Origin of the sequence: Pseudomonas sp. 22082 (genome assembly GCF_052046055.1) — a bacterium.
GTDB classification, from domain to species: domain Bacteria; phylum Pseudomonadota; class Gammaproteobacteria; order Pseudomonadales; family Pseudomonadaceae; genus Aquipseudomonas; species Aquipseudomonas pharyngis.
The window spans coordinates 35,659-53,974 of sequence record NZ_JBQEQB010000002.1; the positions used below are offsets into that span (position 1 = coordinate 35,659).

Annotated in this window: 18 protein-coding genes; 6 read left to right on the forward strand and 12 right to left on the reverse strand. The window is 61.2% G+C overall.

All coding sequences use genetic code 11. The features are described 5' to 3' along the window. Positions 1–203: 203 nt before the first annotated feature. A complete protein-coding gene (locus tag ACTJK9_RS02655; RefSeq protein WP_102718253.1) occupies positions 204–1,424 on the forward strand; it encodes a putative DNA modification/repair radical SAM protein in 1,221 nt (406 codons plus the stop codon). Further along, a complete protein-coding gene (locus ACTJK9_RS02660; protein ID WP_440811925.1) occupies positions 1,421–2,260 on the forward strand; it encodes a TIGR03915 family putative DNA repair protein in 840 nt (279 codons plus the stop codon). The genes ACTJK9_RS02655 and ACTJK9_RS02660 overlap by 4 nt, the downstream gene beginning before the upstream one ends. A gap of 52 nt (positions 2,261–2,312) precedes the next feature. Here the strand turns inward: ACTJK9_RS02660 and ACTJK9_RS02665 are convergent, their stop codons facing one another. The 5 genes from ACTJK9_RS02665 to ACTJK9_RS02685 all read right to left on the reverse strand — a co-directional run bounded on the left by ACTJK9_RS02665 (position 2,313) and on the right by ACTJK9_RS02685 (position 8,443). After that, entirely contained in the window at positions 2,313–3,332 is a 1,020-nt protein-coding gene (locus ACTJK9_RS02665; RefSeq protein ID WP_440811928.1) for a branched-chain amino acid aminotransferase, read from the reverse strand. Positions 3,333–3,497: 165 nt separating this feature from the next. Beyond that, positions 3,498–4,871 (reverse strand): dihydrolipoyl dehydrogenase, encoded by a 1,374-nt coding sequence (gene lpdA / locus ACTJK9_RS02670; RefSeq protein ID WP_221397626.1) that lies wholly within the window; start codon positions 4,869–4,871, stop codon positions 3,498–3,500. Positions 4,872–4,875: 4 nt separating this feature from the next. Further along, positions 4,876–6,147 (reverse strand): dihydrolipoamide acetyltransferase family protein, encoded by a 1,272-nt coding sequence (locus tag ACTJK9_RS02675; RefSeq protein ID WP_221397625.1) that lies wholly within the window; start codon positions 6,145–6,147, stop codon positions 4,876–4,878. Next, on the reverse strand, positions 6,148–7,206 hold the full coding sequence (locus ACTJK9_RS02680) for an alpha-ketoacid dehydrogenase subunit beta (RefSeq protein ID WP_071172848.1): 1,059 nt from the start codon (positions 7,204–7,206) through the stop codon (positions 6,148–6,150). Position 7,207: 1 nt separating this feature from the next. Next, positions 7,208–8,443, reverse strand: a complete 1,236-nt coding sequence (locus tag ACTJK9_RS02685; RefSeq protein ID WP_007952906.1) for a 3-methyl-2-oxobutanoate dehydrogenase (2-methylpropanoyl-transferring) subunit alpha — start codon at positions 8,441–8,443, stop codon at positions 7,208–7,210. A gap of 185 nt (positions 8,444–8,628) precedes the next feature. Here ACTJK9_RS02685 and bkdR point away from each other — a divergent pair, with 185 nt between their 5' ends. Next, positions 8,629–9,117 (forward strand): Bkd operon transcriptional regulator BkdR, encoded by a 489-nt coding sequence (gene bkdR / locus ACTJK9_RS02690; protein WP_007915088.1) that lies wholly within the window; start codon positions 8,629–8,631, stop codon positions 9,115–9,117. 12 nt (positions 9,118–9,129) lie between these two features. Here bkdR and ACTJK9_RS02695 read toward each other — a convergent pair whose 3' ends face one another. Together ACTJK9_RS02695 and ACTJK9_RS02700 are read right to left on the reverse strand one after the other, a co-directional pair. After that, entirely contained in the window at positions 9,130–9,975 is an 846-nt protein-coding gene (locus tag ACTJK9_RS02695) for a tyrosinase family protein (RefSeq protein WP_440811933.1), read from the reverse strand. Between the two features lie 127 nt (positions 9,976–10,102). Beyond that, positions 10,103–10,966, reverse strand: coding sequence for an MBL fold metallo-hydrolase (locus tag ACTJK9_RS02700; protein WP_440811935.1), 864 nt, complete (start codon positions 10,964–10,966; stop codon positions 10,103–10,105). A 98-nt stretch (positions 10,967–11,064) separates the two neighbouring features. Between ACTJK9_RS02700 and ACTJK9_RS02705 the strand changes: the two genes are divergently transcribed. Genes ACTJK9_RS02705 through ACTJK9_RS02715 form a run of 3 tightly spaced genes read left to right on the forward strand, consistent with a single transcriptional unit; the run spans position 11,065 to position 13,496 of the window. After that, positions 11,065–11,403 carry an ArsR/SmtB family transcription factor gene (locus tag ACTJK9_RS02705; RefSeq protein ID WP_007952897.1) on the forward strand — a complete coding sequence of 113 codons (339 nt, stop codon included), beginning with the start codon at positions 11,065–11,067 and terminating at the stop codon, positions 11,401–11,403. 38 nt (positions 11,404–11,441) lie between these two features. Next, a complete protein-coding gene (locus tag ACTJK9_RS02710) occupies positions 11,442–12,686 on the forward strand; it encodes an FAD-dependent oxidoreductase (RefSeq protein ID WP_440811937.1) in 1,245 nt (414 codons plus the stop codon). A gap of 9 nt (positions 12,687–12,695) precedes the next feature. Continuing rightward, complete coding sequence (locus ACTJK9_RS02715) at positions 12,696–13,496, forward strand: sulfite exporter TauE/SafE family protein (protein ID WP_085613200.1); 801 nt, start codon at positions 12,696–12,698, stop codon at positions 13,494–13,496. A 48-nt stretch (positions 13,497–13,544) separates the two neighbouring features. Here the strand turns inward: ACTJK9_RS02715 and ACTJK9_RS02720 are convergent, their stop codons facing one another. The 5 genes from ACTJK9_RS02720 to ACTJK9_RS02740 all read right to left on the reverse strand — a co-directional run bounded on the left by ACTJK9_RS02720 (position 13,545) and on the right by ACTJK9_RS02740 (position 18,222). Then, entirely contained in the window at positions 13,545–14,825 is a 1,281-nt protein-coding gene (locus ACTJK9_RS02720) for a TRAP transporter large permease (protein ID WP_039767236.1), read from the reverse strand. Next, a complete protein-coding gene (locus ACTJK9_RS02725) occupies positions 14,825–15,352 on the reverse strand; it encodes a TRAP transporter small permease (RefSeq protein ID WP_039767235.1) in 528 nt (175 codons plus the stop codon). The genes ACTJK9_RS02720 and ACTJK9_RS02725 overlap by 1 nt, the downstream gene beginning before the upstream one ends. 78 nt (positions 15,353–15,430) lie before the next feature. Continuing rightward, positions 15,431–16,402, reverse strand: coding sequence for a TRAP transporter substrate-binding protein (locus ACTJK9_RS02730; RefSeq protein WP_039767234.1), 972 nt, complete (start codon positions 16,400–16,402; stop codon positions 15,431–15,433). A gap of 60 nt (positions 16,403–16,462) precedes the next feature. Continuing rightward, complete coding sequence (locus ACTJK9_RS02735) at positions 16,463–17,356, reverse strand: SMP-30/gluconolactonase/LRE family protein (protein ID WP_440811941.1); 894 nt, start codon at positions 17,354–17,356, stop codon at positions 16,463–16,465. A gap of 41 nt (positions 17,357–17,397) precedes the next feature. Beyond that, the gene (locus tag ACTJK9_RS02740; protein ID WP_440811943.1) at positions 17,398–18,222 is read right to left on the reverse strand and encodes an NAD-dependent epimerase/dehydratase family protein; all 825 of its coding nucleotides are present in this window, start codon (positions 18,220–18,222) and stop codon (positions 17,398–17,400) included. Positions 18,223–18,316 lie beyond the last annotated feature (94 nt).

Below are 18,316 nucleotides of genomic sequence, written 5' to 3' on the forward strand. Positions count from 1 at the left end.
GCCATGCCGGACAGCCTTTAATATCAAGGGCTGCGCAGGGCCGATAGTCATAATGACGCTTGTGGAGTCGAGTCAATCTGACTGCTGCTGAGTCAAATTGACCTGACTGCTGCGGCGCGACATTCCGACGAAGAGCGGCATTGCGCCTTGTGTGAGCAAATCGCTGTCTATACTGTATATGCGAACAGTATCGAGTCCGTGCCATGCAAATCATCGACAAGCTCAGCATCCTCGCCGACGCCGCCAAGTACGACGCCTCCTGCGCCAGCAGCGGCGCGCCCAAGCGCAGCTCCGAGGGCAAGAGCGGGCTGGGCTCGACCGATGGCATGGGCATCTGCCACAGCTACACGCCGGACGGGCGTTGTGTGTCGCTGCTCAAGATTCTGCTGACCAATTTCTGCCTCTACGACTGCCAATACTGCGTCAACCGCCGCTCCAGCGACGTACCGCGTGCGCGTTTCACGCCCGAGGAAGTGGTGACGCTGACCCTGGATTTCTACCGGCGCAACTGCGTCAGCGGGTTGTTCCTCAGCTCGGGGATCATTCGCTCGGCGGACTACACCATGGAGCAACTGGTGCGCGTCGCGAAGCTGTTGCGCGAAGAGCATGAGTTCCGTGGCTACATTCATCTCAAGACCATTCCCGATGCGGACCCCGCGCTGATCGAAGAAGCCGGGCGTTACGCCGACCGCTTGAGCGTCAATATCGAATTGCCCACCGACGCAAGCTTGCAAACCCTCGCGCCGGAGAAGCACATCGGTTCGATCAAGCAGGCGATGAACACCATCTACACCGGCGTGCAGACCGTGCTCAACGAACCCCGCGCTCCGAAGTTCGCCCCGGCCGGGCAGAGCACGCAGATGATCGTCGGTGCCGATGACACCGACGACAGCACCATCCTGCACAGCGCTCAGGCCCTGTATGGCAACTTCCGCCTGCGCCGGGTCTATTACTCGGCCTTCAGCCCGATTCCCGACAGCCCGAAAAGCGTGCCGTTGGCCGCACCGCCGCTGATGCGCGAGCACCGCTTGTATCAGGCGGATTTTCTGTTGCGCGGTTATGGCTATACCGCCGGTGAATTGCTTCAGGGGCCGGGCAATCTGGCGTTGGACATCGACCCGAAACTGGCTTGGGCGCTGCAGAATCGTGAGGTGTTTCCGCTGGATCTCAATCGCGCCGAACCGGCGCTGATCTCGCGCATTCCCGGCATCGGCCTGCGCACCACCGAACGTCTGGTGGAGCTGCGCCGGCAGCGGCGCATTCGCTACGAAGACGTGGCGCGCATGCGCTGTGTGCTGGCCAAAGCCAAACCGTTCATCATTACCAGTGATTACCACCCGCAGCAGGCGGAGGTCACTAGCCAGATGCTTTATCAGCAGTTGCGCGACCGGCCGATGCCACAGCAGATGGGGCTCTGGGGATGATCAACCTCGATTGCGACGACCTGTTCGACACCTGGCGCCGGCAGGCGCGCTGGCTGCTCAGCCATGAAATCGACCCGAGTCTGGTGAGCTGGGCGTCAGAAGGGGTAAGTGATCTGTTTGCCAGTGATGTGTCGGTGCCCGAAGGGCAGGGGCCGTTTCAGGCGCGGATTCCGCGTGTGTTGCTCGACACCCTGGAACAAGCGTCACGCTACCGTGGCGATCAACGCTGGAGTCTGTTGTATGAAGTGCTGTGGCGGGTCAGCCATGGTGATCGCACCGCAATGATGGCCGGCGACAAACTGGGCAGCGAGTTGCAGCGGCGGATCAAGCAGGTGCAGCGCGAAGCCCATCATCTGCATGCATTCGTGCGTTTCATCGAGCGCCCGCCAGAATTGCCGGGCCCGCAATACGTCGCGTGGCACGAACCGGCCCATGACATTCTGCACAGTGCCAGCGAACACTTCATCGGGCGCATGGGCCGGCATCGCTGGCTGATCGCCACGCCCCGCGACGGGGTTTATTACGATGGTGAACAACTGATCCATGAACGTCAGTGTCCGCTGGAGTGGCAGCAACTGGCGCAGAACGTCAATGATCCCCACGGTGACTTGTGGCTGACGTACTACAGCCACATCTTCAACCCGGCGCGTTTGAACGAGAAAGTCATGCAGGGGCATTTGCCGACGCGGTTCTGGAAGAACCTGCCGGAGGGGGAACTGATTCCCGGATTGATTACCCAGGCACGAATGGGCAAGCAGCAGAACGGGCAGGCGAGCGGGATCGCCGGTCGCGCGGGCAAGCGGATTGCCATGAAGGCCGGCGAGCGAGGCGAATGAAAAAGCCCCCATCGATCACTCGATGGGGGCTTTTGTGCATCTGGCCGTCAGATCAAACCTTGACGATCCAGCCTGCTGGCGCTTCGACGTCGCCGGTCTGCACGCCGGTCAGCTCTTTGTAGAGCTTCTGGGTCACAGGGCCGACTTCTGTTTCGCTGTGGAACACGTGCAGGTGGTTGTTGTAGCTGATGCCGCCGATCGGGGTGATCACCGCAGCGGTACCGCAGGCGCCGGCTTCTTTGAAGTCCGACAGCTTGTCGATGAACACATCACCTTCGACCACTTCCAGGCCCAGGCGGGACTTGGCCAGTTCGATCAGCGACAGACGGGTGATACCCGGCAGTACTGACGGCGAGTTCGGGGTCACGAACTTGTTGTCGTGAGTGATCCCGAAGAAGTTGGCCGAACCGACTTCCTCGATCTTTTTGTGGGTCAGCGGATCCAGGTAGATGGCGTCAGCGAAGTGCGCTTTCTTGGCCTGGGAGCCCGGCATCAGGCTGGCAGCGTAGTTGCCACCGACCTTGGCGGCACCGGTGCCTTGTGGCGCGGCACGGTCGAAGGTGGAGATCTGGAAGTTGTGCGGGGTCAGGCCGCCCTTGAAGTAGGCGCCGACCGGGATCGCGAATACCGAAAAGATGAACTCAGGTGCAGTACGCACGCCGATGTTGTCACCCACGCCGATCACGAACGGACGCAGGTACAGCGCGCCGCCGGTGCCGTAAGGCGGGATGAAACGCTCGTTGGCGCGTACCACTTGCTTGCATGCTTCGATGAACTGCTCGGTGGAGACATGTGGCATCAGCAGGCGGGCGCAGCTGCGTTGCATGCGCGCGGCGTTCTGGTCCGGACGGAACAGGTTGATCGAGCCGTCCTTGCAACGATAGGCCTTCAGGCCCTCGAAGCATTGCTGGCCATAGTGAAGGGCAGTGGAGCCTTCGCTGATGTGCAGCACGTTGTCTTCGGTCAGGGTGCCTTTGTCCCACTCGCCGTTGCGAAAGTACGACAGATAGCGTTTGTCGGTCTTGATGTAGTCAAAACCCAGCTTGTCCCAGTTGATGCTTTCGTTACCCATGACACCCTCTATCACTGAACAACCGCCGAAGCGGTTCAAGGCTTCTGACGTTTTTTTGGATGGGCACAACAATACTTCATTCTTGAGCGGTTTCGCAGCCCGGGCGATGGGGGGAGCAGCAGATTTATTAGCCTGCTTATGAAAAAACTCCCCCGTGTCGGGTTTTTACAGGTGCAACGCGTGCCCAAGCGCACGCAACGCCGCTTCCTGCACCGCTTCACCCAGGGTCGGGTGCGCATGGATGGTGCCACCGATGTCTTCCAGTCGCGCACCCATTTCCAGACTTTGGGCGAACGCGGTCGATAGCTCCGAGACCCCGACACCGACCGCCTGCCAGCCGACAATCACATGATTGTCCCGACGAGCGACCACCCGCACGAAGCCGGTTTTCGATTCCAGGGTCATCGCCCGGCCGTTGGCGGCGAACGGGAAGTTCGACACGATGCAGTCCAGTCCTGCCGCTTTGGCTTCGTCCGGGGTCTTGCCGACCACCACCAGTTCCGGGTCGGTGAAGCACACGGCAGCGATGGCGGTCGGGTTGAATTCGCGGGTCTTGCCGCTGATCAGCTCGGCAACCATCTCGCCCTGGGCCATGGCGCGGTGGGCCAGCATCGGCTCGCCGCTCAGGTCGCCGATGGCGTAGACATTGCGCATGCTGGTCTGGCAGCGGCTGTCGACTTTGATCGCCGAGCCGTTCATGTCCAGGTTCAGCGCTTCGAGGTTCCAGCCTTGGGTATTGGGTTTGCGGCCGACAGCCACCAGCACCTGATCGGTTTCCAGGTTGAGGGTGTCGCCGTTCGGATCGCGCACCTGCAATGTCCCGTCGAAGCCCAGCACGCTGTGCTTGAGGTACAACTTCACGCCCAGTTGCTTCAGCGCGTCGTGCACCGGTTGGGTCAGTTCGGCGTCGTAGGCCGGCAGAATCCGATCCTGCGCCTCGACCACGCTGACCTCGGCGCCGAGCTTGCGATAGGCAATGCCCAGCTCCAGACCGATGTAACCACCGCCGACCACGATCAGGCGTTTCGGAATTGACTTCGGCGCCAGCGCTTCGGTGGACGAAATGATCGGCCCGCCAATCGGCAGGATCGGCAGGTTGACGCTTTGCGAGCCGGTGGCCAGCACCAGATGCTCGCACTGGATGCGGGTGTCGCCGACTTCCACGGTCTTGCCGTCGATGACCTTGGCCCAGCCGTTGATGACCTGAACCTTGTGCTTCTTCAGCAACGCCGCGACGCCGGTGGTCAGGCGATCGACGATGCCGTCCTTCCACTCGACGCTCTTGGTGATGTCGAGGGTCGGCGCGGAAACGCTGATGCCCAGTGCCGAATGCTGATTGTGATGTTGAGTCTGATGAAACTGCTCGGCCACATGGATCAGCGCTTTCGACGGAATGCAGCCGATGTTCAGGCAGGTGCCGCCCAGCGATTCGCCCTCGACCAGAATGGTCGGGATGCCCAGTTGCCCGGCGCGAATGGCCGTTACGTAACCGCCGGGGCCGCCGCCAATGATCAGCAGCGTGGTGTTTAGAGTTTGCATGCGATCACTCCACAAACAGGGTCGCGGGTTGTTCGAGCAGACCACGAATGGCCTGGATGAAGAGCGCCGCGTCCATGCCGTCGACCACGCGGTGATCGAAGGAGCTGGAGAGGTTCATCATCTTGCGGATCACCACCTGGCCTTTGACGACCATTGGGCGTTCGACGATTTTGTTCACGCCGACGATCGCGACTTCCGGCAGGTTCAGCACCGGGGTACTGACGATGCCGCCAAGGGCGCCGAGGCTGGTCAGGGTGATGGTCGAGCCGGACAGTTCATCGCGGCTGGCTTTGCCATTGCGCGCGGCGGTGGCCAGGCGGGAGATTTCCGCCGCGCTGTCCCACAGGCTGCGAGCTTCTGCATGACGCACCACCGGCACCATCAGGCCAACATCGCTTTGAGTGGCGACGCCAACATGCACGGCGCCGAGGCGGGTGATGACCTGGGCTTCATCGTCGTAGCGGGCGTTCATCTGCGGGAAGTCGCGCAGGGCAACGACCAGTGCGCGCACCAGGAACGGCAGCAAGGTCAACTTGCCACGGCTGGCACCGTGTTTTTCGTTCAGGTGGGCACGCAGTTCTTCAATTGCGGTGACGTCGATTTCCTCGACATAGCTGAAGTGCGCAGCACGCTGGGTGGCGTCCTGCATGCGCTGGGCAATCTTGCGGCGCATGCCGATAACCTGAATCTGTTCTTCATCGTGACGCTGGGCGGACGCGGCGGCGACCGGCGCCGAAGCATTCGACTGACCCTGCGCCAGATAGGCGTCGAGGTCTTCGTGCAGCACGCGACCGGCCGGACCGGAACCGCGCACCAGACGCAATTGAATGCCCAGGTCCAGCGCATGTTTGCGCACGGCCGGCGAGGCCAGCGGGCGCTCATCGGCTTCGCGAGCGACCACCGGGCCCTGGCAAACCGGAGCCGTACGCGGCGCGGCGGGTTTGCTTTCAACGACAGCTTCAACTTTGGGTGCGACTGGCGTTTCTTTCGCCGCAACTGGCGCCGGTTTGTCCGACTCCTTCAGATTGCCGGCGCCCTCGACCTCGATGCTGATCAGCACACTGCCGACCGCCATCACCTCACCCGGCTGACCACCCAGCGCAATCACCTTGCCGTGGACCGGCGAGGGAATATCGACCATCGCCTTGTCGGTCATCACATCCGCCAGCACCTGATCTTCAACGACCAGATCACCAACCTTGACGTGCCACTGCGACAGTTCTACTTCCGCGATGCCTTCGCCGATGTCCGGCATCTTGATAACGTGCGTGCCCATTCAGACCTCCATGACCCGTTTCAGCGCCGCGCCCACTCGGGACGGCCCAGGGAAATACGCCCACTCCTGCGCGTGCGGGTAGGGGGTGTCCCAACCGGTGACGCGTTCGATCGGCGCCTCCAGGTAGTGGAAGCAATGCTCTTGCACCAGCGACACCAGTTCGGCGCCGAAACCGCAGGTGCGGGTGGCTTCGTGAACCACGACGCAACGGCCGGTTTTCTTCACGGATTTGACGATGGTTTCCAGGTCCAGCGGCCACAGGCTGCGCAGGTCGATGACTTCCGCATCCACGCCGGATTCTTCGGCGGCGACTTGCGACACGTACACGGTGGTGCCGTAAGTCAGCACGGTCACGTCCTTGCCCGGACGGGTAATGGCGGCCACGTCCAGCGGCACGGTGTAGTAACCGTCCGGCACCTGGGCTTGCGGGTGTTTCGACCACGGGGTTACCGGGCGGTCGTGGTGCCCGTCGAACGGGCCGTTGTACAGGCGTTTCGGCTCGAGGAAGATCACCGGGTCATCGTTTTCGATGGAGGCGATCAGCAGGCCTTTGGCGTCATACGGGTTGGACGGCATGACGGTGCGCAGGCCGCAGACCTGAGTGAACATCGCCTCGATGCTCTGACTATGGGTCTGGCCACCGTAGATGCCGCCGCCGCACGGCATGCGCAGGGTCATCGGGGCGGTGAACTCGCCGGCCGAGCGATAACGCAGACGGGCGGCTTCGGAAATGATCTGGTCGGACGCCGGGTACACGTAGTCGGCGAACTGAATCTCGGCCACCGGACGCAAGCCATAAGCGCCCATGCCCACCGCGACGCCGACGATACCGCTTTCGGAGATCGGCGCATCGAACACCCGCGAGGTGCCGTACTTGGTCTGCAAGCCTTCGGTGCAACGGAACACGCCGCCGAAGTAACCGACGTCCTGGCCGAACACCACCACGTTGTCGTCACGCTCAAGCATCACATCCATGGCCGAGCGCAGGGCCTGGATCATGGTCATGGTGGTCGTGGTCATGGCGGTTTCCAACTGAATATTGTTGTTGTGATCGTTCATGTCAGATCCCCAACTGCTGACGCTGGCGCTTCAAGTGCTCCGGCATCTCTTTGTAGACGTCTTCGAACATGGTCGCGGCGCTCGGAATCTGCCCGCCGGCGAGGGTGCCGTACTGTTCGGCCTGTTTCTGTGCGGCGATCACTTCGGCTTCGAGCTCGGCGCTGACGGCGGCGTGCTCTTCTTCCGACCAGTGGCCAACCTTGATCAGGTGCTGTTTCAGGCGGGCAATCGGGTCGCCCAGCGGGAAGTGGCTCCAGTCGTCGGCAGGACGGTATTTGGACGGATCGTCGGAGGTCGAGTGCGGGCCGGCGCGGTAGGTGACCCATTCGATCATGGTCGGGCCGAGGTTACGGCGGGCGCGTTCGGCAGCCCAGGCGGAGGCGGCGTAGACCGCGTAGAAATCGTTACCGTCAACCCGCAGCGAGGCGATGCCGCAACCGACGCCGCGTCCGGCGAAGGTGGTGGCTTCACCACCGGCGATGGCCTGGAAGGTCGAGATCGCCCACTGGTTATTGACCACGTTGAGGATCACTGGCGCCCGGTAAACGTGGGCGAAGGTGAGGGCGGTGTGGAAGTCCGATTCGGCGGTGGCGCCGTCGCCGATCCAGGCCGAGGCGATTTTGGTGTCGCCCTTGATCGCCGAGGCCATGCCCCAGCCCACGCCCTGAATGAATTGGGTGGCGAGGTTGCCGGAAATGGTGAAGAAACCCGCATCCTTGACCGAGTACATGATCGGCAACTGACGGCCCTTGAGCGGATCGCGCTCGTTGGACAGCAGTTGGCAGATCAGGTCGACCAATGGCACGTCGCGGGCCATCAGAATGCTTTGCTGGCGGTAGGTCGGGAAGCACATGTCGTCGATGTTCAAGGCCAGGGCCTGGGCGCTGCCGATGGCTTCTTCGCCGAGGCTCTGCATGTAGAACGACATTTTTTTCTGACGCTGGGCGACCACCATACGGTTGTCGTAGATCCGGGTCTTGAGCATGGCACGCATGCCTTTGCGCAGGATCTCGACCGGCACGTTTTCGGCCCATGGGCCGAGGGCGTTGCCCTGGTCGTCGAGCACGCGGATCAGGCCACGGGCCAGGTCGGCAGTGTCAGCGGGTTCTACGTCGATGGAAGGTTTGCGCACCGTGCCGGCATCGGTCAGATGCAGGTAGGAGAAATCGGTTTTGCAGCCTGGGCGGCCCGAGGGTTCAGGGACGTGCAGACGCAGCGGTTCATACGCTTGGGTCATGGCTTCTACGCTCGATCTTGTGAATTTCTTGTAGTGAGCTGGCAGTCATTCTTCGATAAAAGAAATCTTGTCCTACAACAATCATAGGCCCGGGCAAGAAGAATATTTCTCTCTGTTTCGTTGCGCTGAAGATCATTTGCAGATAGAAATTCTGCATAAACATAAAAAACAGGTGGTTTTGTCTCATGCGCAAACTGGACCGTACCGACATCGGCATTCTCAACAGCCTTCAGGAGAACGCGCGCATCACCAACGCCGACCTGGCCCGTTCGGTCAATCTGTCACCGACCCCGTGCTTCAACCGGGTCAAGGCAATGGAAGAGCTGGGGCTGATCCGCGAGCAGGTGACCCTGCTGGATGCCGACCTGCTGGGGCTGCACGTCAACGTGTTCATCCACGTCAGCCTGGAGAAGCAGGTGGAAGAGGCCCTGCAGCATTTCGAAGAGGCGATTTCCGATCGGCCCGAAGTCATGGAGTGCTACTTGATGGCCGGCGACCCGGACTATCTGATCCGGGTGCTGGTGCCGACCATCCAGTCGCTCGAACGCTTCATGATGGACTTTCTGACCAAGGTGCCGGGCGTGGCCAACATCCGGTCAAGTTTTGCGCTCAAGCAGGTGCGCTACAAGACGGCGTTGCCGTTGCCGGCGAATGGCTTGACGCTGGGTAACTGAGTGCGATGCAGTTCACAGGTATTCATAGCGATATTCCAGGTCTTTGGTAACAAGTGTCTGCTGAACGGTAAAGCTCTGAGGCCAGGGAGCGGGTTCGTTTTCCGGGTGAAAGACCAGTGTCGAGTGAATCAGGTCGTCCTGCGTGAAGGAGGGGACGTTTGGATGGAGCTTCTTCCAGCGCTCCCAGAGCAGATCCAGATAGCAATGATGCAGGAAGAATATCGGGTCGTTGGGGGACGATGCTTCCATCATGCTGCCCCCGATCCAGGCATGTACCTGATTGTGCAGTTCGCGCTCGGAGACGTTTTCCCAACCGCCCGGCTCCATCCAGTACGACGTTCTGTTCAGCGCCGAAATGACGGTTTCTGGTGACGGCAAGGCACCCGCAGCACCGAGATTGCGGCGCACCCCGGCGTTACCGAACCCCTCGTCCCATACGGAGACAATGAATGACGACTGTGTACTGGAAAAGGGACCGGTTGTTACCAGCATGTTTTGGGTATTGTCACCGTTGCCGCCCATGAAGTCCGAAGTGAACGGATTGTCGGCGCCGCCGAGTTGCCAGTTCCAGTAGGGCAGGGTGATGCGAGGGTCATCAGCCGCGGCCTGCAGCGCCAACTCGAACTGGCGGATCAGCACACGGTGCCACGGATAGAACAGGGGGCTGCGATGCGGATTGGGAACAAGAGGATTACCTCGTCCCATTGAATTCTTGTGGATCTGTACAAAATCGTCGTAACGGCTTTGCTGGCCGGGACGCAGCACGCTGTTCACGTTGTTTTTCAGCGTCAGAACCGCGTTGACGAAGGCGGCCTTTTCCTCCGGGGACAGATCCCGGTGGTTGCGGCGAATATCCATATTGCCAAATCTCCATGGGTTGATTACCCCATGAAGTCTGCCTTCTGGCCGAGAATACGCCCAGTTCATCGCATCCGACGCGACAGGTACGAAAACCGTTATTCCCGTTTCTTGAATTGAGTTTTTCCTACACAGAGTTGATGGGGATCTTCAGGTAGACAACGCCATTGCCTTCCGCCGGCGGCAGGTTTCCCGCCCGGACATTGACCTGAATCGCCGGCAGCAACAGCGTCGGCATTCCCAACCCCGCGTCCCGCCGTGTGCGCATTTCAACGAACGTGGCTTCATCGATGCCGTCATGCACGTGGATATTGCTTTTGCGCTGTTCGCCTACGGTGGTCTGGCACTGCGAGTCGCGACCTTGCGGCGGGTAGTCGTGGCAGACGTAGAGCTTCACGCTGGCCGGGAAAGCCAGCAGCTTGTGAATCGAATTGAACAATTGATGGGCGTTGCCGCCGGGAAAGTCGCAACGGGCGGTGCCGACGTCGGGCATGAACAGCGTGTCGCCGACCAGGATCTGCTCGCCATCGATCAAATAGGCCATGTCCGCCGGGGTGTGGCCGGGGACGTGCAGGGCGGTGGCCTTGAGATTGCCGATTCGGAACGACTCGTTGGGTGCGAACAGATGATCGAACTGTGAGCCGTCGACGCGAAATTCCGGCTCCAGGTTGAACAGCGCCTTGAACACGTTCTGCACTTTGCTGATCGATTCGCCAATCGCGATTTTCCCGCCCAGTTCCCGGCGCAGGTACGGCGCGGCGGACAAGTGATCGGCGTGGGCGTGGGTTTCCAGCAGCCATTGCACTTGCAGGTTGTGGGTGCGAACGAAGGCGATGATCTTGTCGGCCTGAGCCGTGCAGGTGCGGCCGGCGGCGCCGTCGTAATCGAGCACCGGATCGACGATTGCGCACTGCCCGCCGTCGGCCTCGTAGACCACATAGCTGTAGGTCGAGGAGGCGGGGTCGAGGAAAGCTTCAATCAGCGCGGGCATGAACACGGTCCTGTGCAGAAGGTGGGAAGTCAGGGTTGCAACACTTTATGTAAACACATAATGTCCGCAGCTTAAGTGACGTTGAAGGCATCCTGCAAATGCAATCCAGTCTGACCGAATGTGAAGTGGCGCAACTGCGCGCCTCGGCTTCCAAGGCCTGTTCTTTGCTCAAGGCCCTGGCCAATGAGGATCGGCTGCTGATCCTGTGCCAGTTGACCCAGGGCGAGCGCAACGTCGGCGAGCTGGAGAAAATGACCGGCGTGCGGCAGCCGACCCTGTCCCAGCAACTGGGCATCCTGCGTGATGAAGGGCTGGTCGCGACCCGTCGTGAAGGCAAGTACATTTTTTACGGTCTCGCCAGTCACGAAGTGATCCAGGTGATGAAAACCCTTTCCGGACTCTACTGCGGAGCCGTGCTCAAAAGCTGGGCGCAATAGACCCGGCTATCCTTGCGTGCAGCCATAAGGAACAAACAATGAACGATCAACACTGGGGCCCATCCATCAGTGCGGACATCGTGGTCATCGGCGGCGGCACTGCCGGTATCGGTTTTGTCGCGAGCCTGCTCAAGCGCGATCCCGGCCTGAAAATCACGGTGATCGAGCCGAGCACCCTGCATTACTACCAGCCGGCCTGGACGCTGGTCGGCGGTGGTGCCTTTGATGCCAAAGACACTGCCCGACCGATGAACAAAGTGATGCCGCGTCAGGCCACCTGGATTCAGGCTGCAGTGACCGGCATCGACCCCGACCAGCGCCGCCTCACCCTCAACGACCAACGCAGCGTCACCTATCAGAACCTGATCGTCTGCCCCGGCCTGCGCCTGGCGTGGGAGAACATCGAAGGCTTGCAGGAAAGCCTCGGCCAGTACGGCGTCACTTCCAACTACAGCTATCAGCACGCGCAATACACCTGGGATCAGGTGCAGAAACTGCGCGGCGGCAAAGCCCTGTTCACCCAGCCGCCGATCCCGATCAAGTGCGCCGGCGCGCCGCAGAAGGCGCTGTACCTGTCCTGCGATCACTGGCTCAAGCGCAATGTGCTGAGCAAGGTCGAGGTCGAGTTCAATCTGGCCGGCGCCGCGTTGTTTGGCGTCCCGACCTTCGTGCCGCCGCTGATGAAGTACATCGAAAAATACAACGCGCAGCTGGCGTTCAATTCCAATCTGGTGAAGGTCGACGGCCCGGCGAAAACCGCCTGGTTCGACGTCAAGGATGCGGACGGCAATGTCACCCGTCAGGCCAAGACTTTCGATTTGTTGCACGTCGTCCCGCCGCAGGTCTCGCCGGATTTCATCGCGCAGAGTCAGTTGGCCGACGCCAGCGGCTGGTGCGAGGTCGACCCGCACACGCTGCAACATCCGCGTTATCCCGACGTGTTTGCCCTGGGCGATATCTGCGGCACCACCCATGCGAAAACCGCCGCGGCAGTGCGCAAGCAAGTCGTGGTGGTGGCGGAAAACCTGCTGGCCCTGCGCAAGGATCTGGCACTGCCGCTGAAGTACGACGGTTATGGATCCTGCCCGCTGACGGTAGAGAAGGGCAAGGTGATCCTCGCCGAGTTCGGCTACGGTGGAAAATTGCTGCCGACCTTTCCCCTCGACCCGACCGTGCCGCGCCGCTCCGCGTGGTGGCTTAAGGCGACGCTGCTGCCGTGGTTCTACTGGAACGGCATGCTCAAGGGCCGCGAATGGCTGACGCGTCAGTCCAGGGTCGACTGAGAACACTCTATGTTGCTGGCAAGTCTGTTTGGCGTGGTGATGGGATTGGTCCTTGGTCTGACCGGGGCCGGCGGCGGGATTCTCGCGGTGCCGGCGCTGGTGCTGGGGCTGGGCTGGACGATGACGCAAGCGGCGCCGGTGGCGTTGTTTGCAGTGGGCAGCGCGGCGGCGGTCGGCGCTATCGATGGCCTGCGTCATGGACTGGTGCGCTATCGTGCGGCGCTGTTGATCGCGGCGCTCGGCGCGGTGTTTTCGCCAGTGGGCATCTACTTCGCCCATCAGTTGCCGGAAAAGGTTTTGATGATTCTGTTCAGCCTGCTGATGGTGATGGTGGCGTGGCGCATGCTGCGTCGCGAACGCCAGCAGGAGGGTCCGAGTGACCATGGCCACGCCAGTTGGGGCCAGAAGAACTGCATGCTCAATGAACAGACTGGGCGTTTCGACTGGACCGCCAAATGCACCGCGACCCTTGCGGCGCTGGGCGCTGTCACCGGTGTAGTGTCCGGGTTGCTGGGGGTGGGCGGCGGGTTTCTGATCGTGCCGGCGTTCAAGCAACTGACCGATGTACAGATGCGCGGGATCGTCGCTACTTCACTGATGGTCATCAGCCTGATTTCCGCCATCGGTGTGATCGGCGCGTTCCACGCGGGCGTGCGGATAGATCGACTGGGTGCTGCGTTCATTGTGGCGAGCATCATCGGCATGATCATCGGTCGCCAACTTTGCGCGCGAGTACCGGCGAGGACGTTGCAGGTGGGGTTTGCCAGTGTGTGCCTGGTGGTTGCGGCTTACATGTTGCTGCGGGCGTGATATGAAATCTGTGGCGAGGGAGCGAACGCCCTCGCCACAGCGTTAGCGTTACAACACCAGATGCGGCAACCACAGCGACAGTGCCGGAACATAGGTCACCAGCATCAGCACCAGGAACAGCACCGCATAGAACGGCAGCAGCGCCTTCACGGTGCTTTCGATGCTGACCTTGCCCACCGCCGAACCCACGAACAGCACGGCGCCCACCGGCGGCGTTATCAGGCCGATGCCGAGGTTGACCAGCATGATCATGCCGAACTGCACCGGGTCGACGCCGATTCCGAGGATCACCGGCATCAGAATCGGCGTAAGGATCAGGATCAGCGGCGCCATGTCCATCACGGTGCCGAGCAACAGCAGCATGACGTTGATGCACATCAGGATCACGTAGCGGTTGTCGGACAGGGTCAGGAACAGCGTGGTGATTTTCGCTGGGATCTGCATCAGGGTCATGATGTAGCCGAAGCTGGCGGCGAAGCCGATCAGGATCATCACGATGGAAATGGTGCGCACCGTGCGATGCATCAGTTTCGGCAGCTCACTCCATTTGTAGTCGCGGTAGATGAACATGGTGACGAAAAACGACCACAGCACGGCGATGGCCGCCGACTCGGTGGCCGTGAAGATCCCCGAGAGAATCCCGCCGAGAATGATCACCATCGCCATCAGCCCCCACAGCGCTTCGCCGCAGATCTTCAAGGCTTCGCGCATCGGGATCACTTCGCCTTTGGGATAGTCGCGTTTGCGCGCGAAGATCAGGCAAAGCACCATCAGGCATGCGCTCATCAGCAGGCCCGGCACCACGCCGGCCATGAACAGCGAAGCGATGGACACGGTGCCGCCGGCGGCCAGCGAGTAGAGCACCGAGTTGTGACTCGGCGGAGTCAGCAAGGCCTGCACCGAACCACTGACGGTCACTGCCGTGGAGAAGTCCCGGGGATAACCCTTGCGCTCCATTTCCGGGATCAGTACCGAACCCACCGACGCGGTATCGGCCACCGACGAGCCGGAAATCGCACCAAAAAACGTCGAGGCCATGATGTTGACCAACGACAGCCCGCCACGCACGAAGCCCACCAGGACCCCGGCGAAGGCCACCAGCCGTCGCGACATGCCGCCCTCGGCCATGATTGCGCCGGCGAGCACGAAGAACGGAATCGCCAGCAGCGAGAATTTGTTCACCCCGCCCGCCACCTGGATCATCAAGGCCTGGAACGGGATGTCGATCCACCAAGCGCCAATCAGGGCCGACAGCCCGAGCGCATAGGCCACCGGCATGCCGATCAGGATCAGTGCGATAAAACTGCCCAGCAGAATCAATGCGTCCATCAGGCAGCCCCTTCGTTTTCTTCAACCAGGTCGAATCGCACCACGCGGCGATTGCTTTGATCGCCGAGCAAGAGTTTTTCCAGCACGAAAATCAGCGTCAGCGCGCCGCCAATCGGGATCGGCATGTAGGTGATGCCGACGCGCAATGTCGGCAGGGCGCTCATGAACTGGTTCCACGTCGACAGGCAGAGCTTGGTGCCCCAGATGGTCATGAACAGGCAGATGGTGCCCATGAGCACTTGGGAAACGATGCTCATGGTTCGACGCATGTTCGGTTGCAGGCGGTCGGTGACCATCGCCACCGCCATGTGCGCGCCGGCGCGATAGCTGGCGGCGGCACCGATGAAGGTGAAAACCATCATCAGCAGGATGGCGGTGGGCTCCGGCCAGCTTGAACCGGTGCCGAGGACGTAACGGGCGAACACGCCCCAGGGAATGATCAGGGAAATGGTCAGCACCGACAGACCGGCGACCCAGATGCAGGCCATGTAGATCCGGTCATTGATGCGCAGCAGCAAATTCTTCATCGGGTTCCACCGTAACCGGGCAGGCGTGAGCGTCGAGCGACGCCAGCGCTGCCGGGCCTTGTATTGAGGGCAGGGAGGTTACTGAACGGCTTCGATGCGTTTGATCAGGTCGACGTAGGGCGCACCGTATTTTTCGCGGATCGAAGCGGTGGCCTCGTAGAAGGGTTTCTTGTCGACGGTGATGAACTCGACGCCAGCGGCTTTGAGTTTCTCTTCACTGCTGGCCGACTTGGCATCCCACAAGGTGCGCTCCTGGGCCTGCGCAGCCTTGGCGGCTTTTTTCACCAGCGTCTGCTGATCGGGGCTGAGTTTTTCCCAGGTGATTTTCGACATCACGATGGGCTCGGGCAGGATCAGGTGCCCGGTCAGGCTGTAGAACTTGGCGTTCTGGTAGTGGTTGTGTTCAAGCAGGGTCGGCGGATTGTTTTCCGCACCATCGATGACGCCGGTCTGCAGGGCACTGAAGATTTCGCCGGTGTCCATGGCGATACCGTTGCCGCCCATGGCGTTGATGGTTTCGATGAACATCGGGTTGCCCTGCACGCGGATTTTCATGCCCTTGAGGTCCGCCAGGCTGCGCACCGGTTTCTTGGTGTAGATGTTGCGCGTGCCGCCATCCATCCACGCCAGCGCCACGAGGTTGAATTCGGAGTTGGTGATCTTGTCGAGGATCTCGTCACCGATTTCACCGTCGATGATTTTGCGCATGTGCGCCTGGTCACGGAACACGAACGGCATGTTGAACACGTTCACGTCCGGCACCACAGGGCCGACGATCCCGAGGCTGACGCGGGCCATCTGGATGGCGCCGACCTGGGCCTGTTCGACCACTTCCTTTTCCGAGCCGAGTACACCGCCGGGGAACATCTTGAAGGTCAGCTTGCCGTCACTTTCGGCAACCAGGGTCTTGCCCAACTGTTCTTCGGCGACCACGGTCGGATACCCGGCGGGGTGGATGTCGGCGAATTTGATTTCCAGCGCCTGGGCCGCGCTGCCGAAGGTGAGCGCGAGGGGGAGGGCGGCGGCGAGCAACGTGCGTTTGAAGTCCATGAGGGGTTCTCCAGTCTTGTTATTTTTGTGTTCAAGGCACAGCAATGCAGCAAGGGCGGGTTACAGCAGATCGTCGAACATTGGCTCCGGCAGGCCTTTGACGCCGGGGTTGAGGGCGAACACGCCGCCGGCCAGGGACTGCGGATCCTGGTCGTCGCCGGGGCGAATCGAAGTCACGAACAAGGTGTCCATCCGGCTGCCGCCGAAGGCGCACATGGTGGGTTTTTTCACCGGTACCTGCAGCGAGCGGTCAAGGCGACCGTCGGGGGTAAAACGATGGATCAGGCCGACGTCGTTGGCGCAGATCCAGTAGCAGCCATCGGCATCCACGGCAGCGCCGTCGGGGCGGCCGTAAAAATGGTTCATGTCCACGAACACCCGCCGGTTGGAGGGGGTGCCTGTCTCGGTGTCGTAATCGAAAGCCCAGATCAGTTGGACGTTCGGGTGCGAGTCCGACAGGTACATGGTTTTGCCGTCCGGGCTGAAGCCCAGGCCGTTGGGCACGATGAAGCCATCAAGCTGTGCCTCGATCACGCCCGTTTGCCCGGCACCGTAACGATAGAGCCGGCCCTCGGGCAGATTCAGGCCCATGTTCAGCACCATGCTGCCGGCCCAGAACCGACCCTGGCGGTCGCAGCGACCGTCGTTCAGGCGCATGTCCTGGCGGCTGTGTTCCACGGTCGCGAGCAAGTCGCTGTCAAGGCTGCCATCGGCATGCGGTTGCAAGTGAAAGAACCCGCTCTCCATCCCGGCAACCCAACCGCCCTTGCTGTGGCGGGCGAGGCAGGCAAGCATTTCGGGAGTCTTCCAGGCATGGACATGGCCAGTGTCGGCACTCCAGCGCTGCAGGCCACCGTTGGGGATATCGACCCAGTACAAGGCGTTCTCCTGCGATACCCAGACCGGGCTTTCACCCACCGCGTTGCGGGCGTCGACGATCAATTCGGCTTGCATACTCATTCCCTTGGTTTTATTGGAGACGTGAATCGCGCCGGTCAATCGCCGAACGGGCCGGCCGCAACGAAGGCCCCGCCCTGATAGATCCGCGCCGGGTCATCGGCTGCCGGCATGGGCTGCGCCTCGACCTTTTCGCGAAACACTTCGGAGGTGTCCCTGGCTTCGAAACCGAGGTGACTGGCGAAGCGGTTGTCCCACCACACATCCTTGTTGGCGGACATGCCATAAACCACGGTGTGGCCGACGTTGGGGGTGTACAGCGAACGTTCGAGCAGTTGGGTGAGATCGTCGAAGCTCAGCCAGGTGTGCATCATTCGGCGGTTCTGTGGTTCGGGAAACGACGAGCCGATGCGGATGCTGACGGTTTCGATGCCATAGCGATCGAAGTAGAAACTGGCCATGTCTTCGCCGTAGGACTTGGACAGACCGTAGTAGCCGTCGGGGCGGCGAGCGGAGCTGGCGTCGAGGTGTTCGTCCTGCTTGTAGAAGCCGATGACATGGTTGGAGCTGGCGAATATCACCCGCTTCACACCGTGTCGGCGTGCCGCTTCATAGATATGGAATACGCCGCAGATGTTGGCGCCGAGGATTTCTTCGAAGGGGCGCTCCACCGAGACGCCACCGAAGTGCAGGATCGCATCCACGCCTTCGACCAGCTGATGCACGGCAGCTTTGTCGGCGAGGTCGCAGAGCACGACTTCTTCCCGGTCATCGATGGCCGGGGCGAGGGCCGCGATGTCCGACAGGCGCAGCACGTTGGCATACGGGCGCAGACGTTCACGCAAGACTTTGCCCAGGCCACCGGCGGCGCCGGTCAGCAGCAGGCGATTGAACGGAGTTGGGGCGGTGGAGGTGGACGTCATGGCAATCCCTTACACGTTGTTATTAGGTTTGTTGTAGGTTGTCGTATGACTGCGCTGAAGTATCGGTAGGGTTTCCGGAACTTGTCAACGCGAC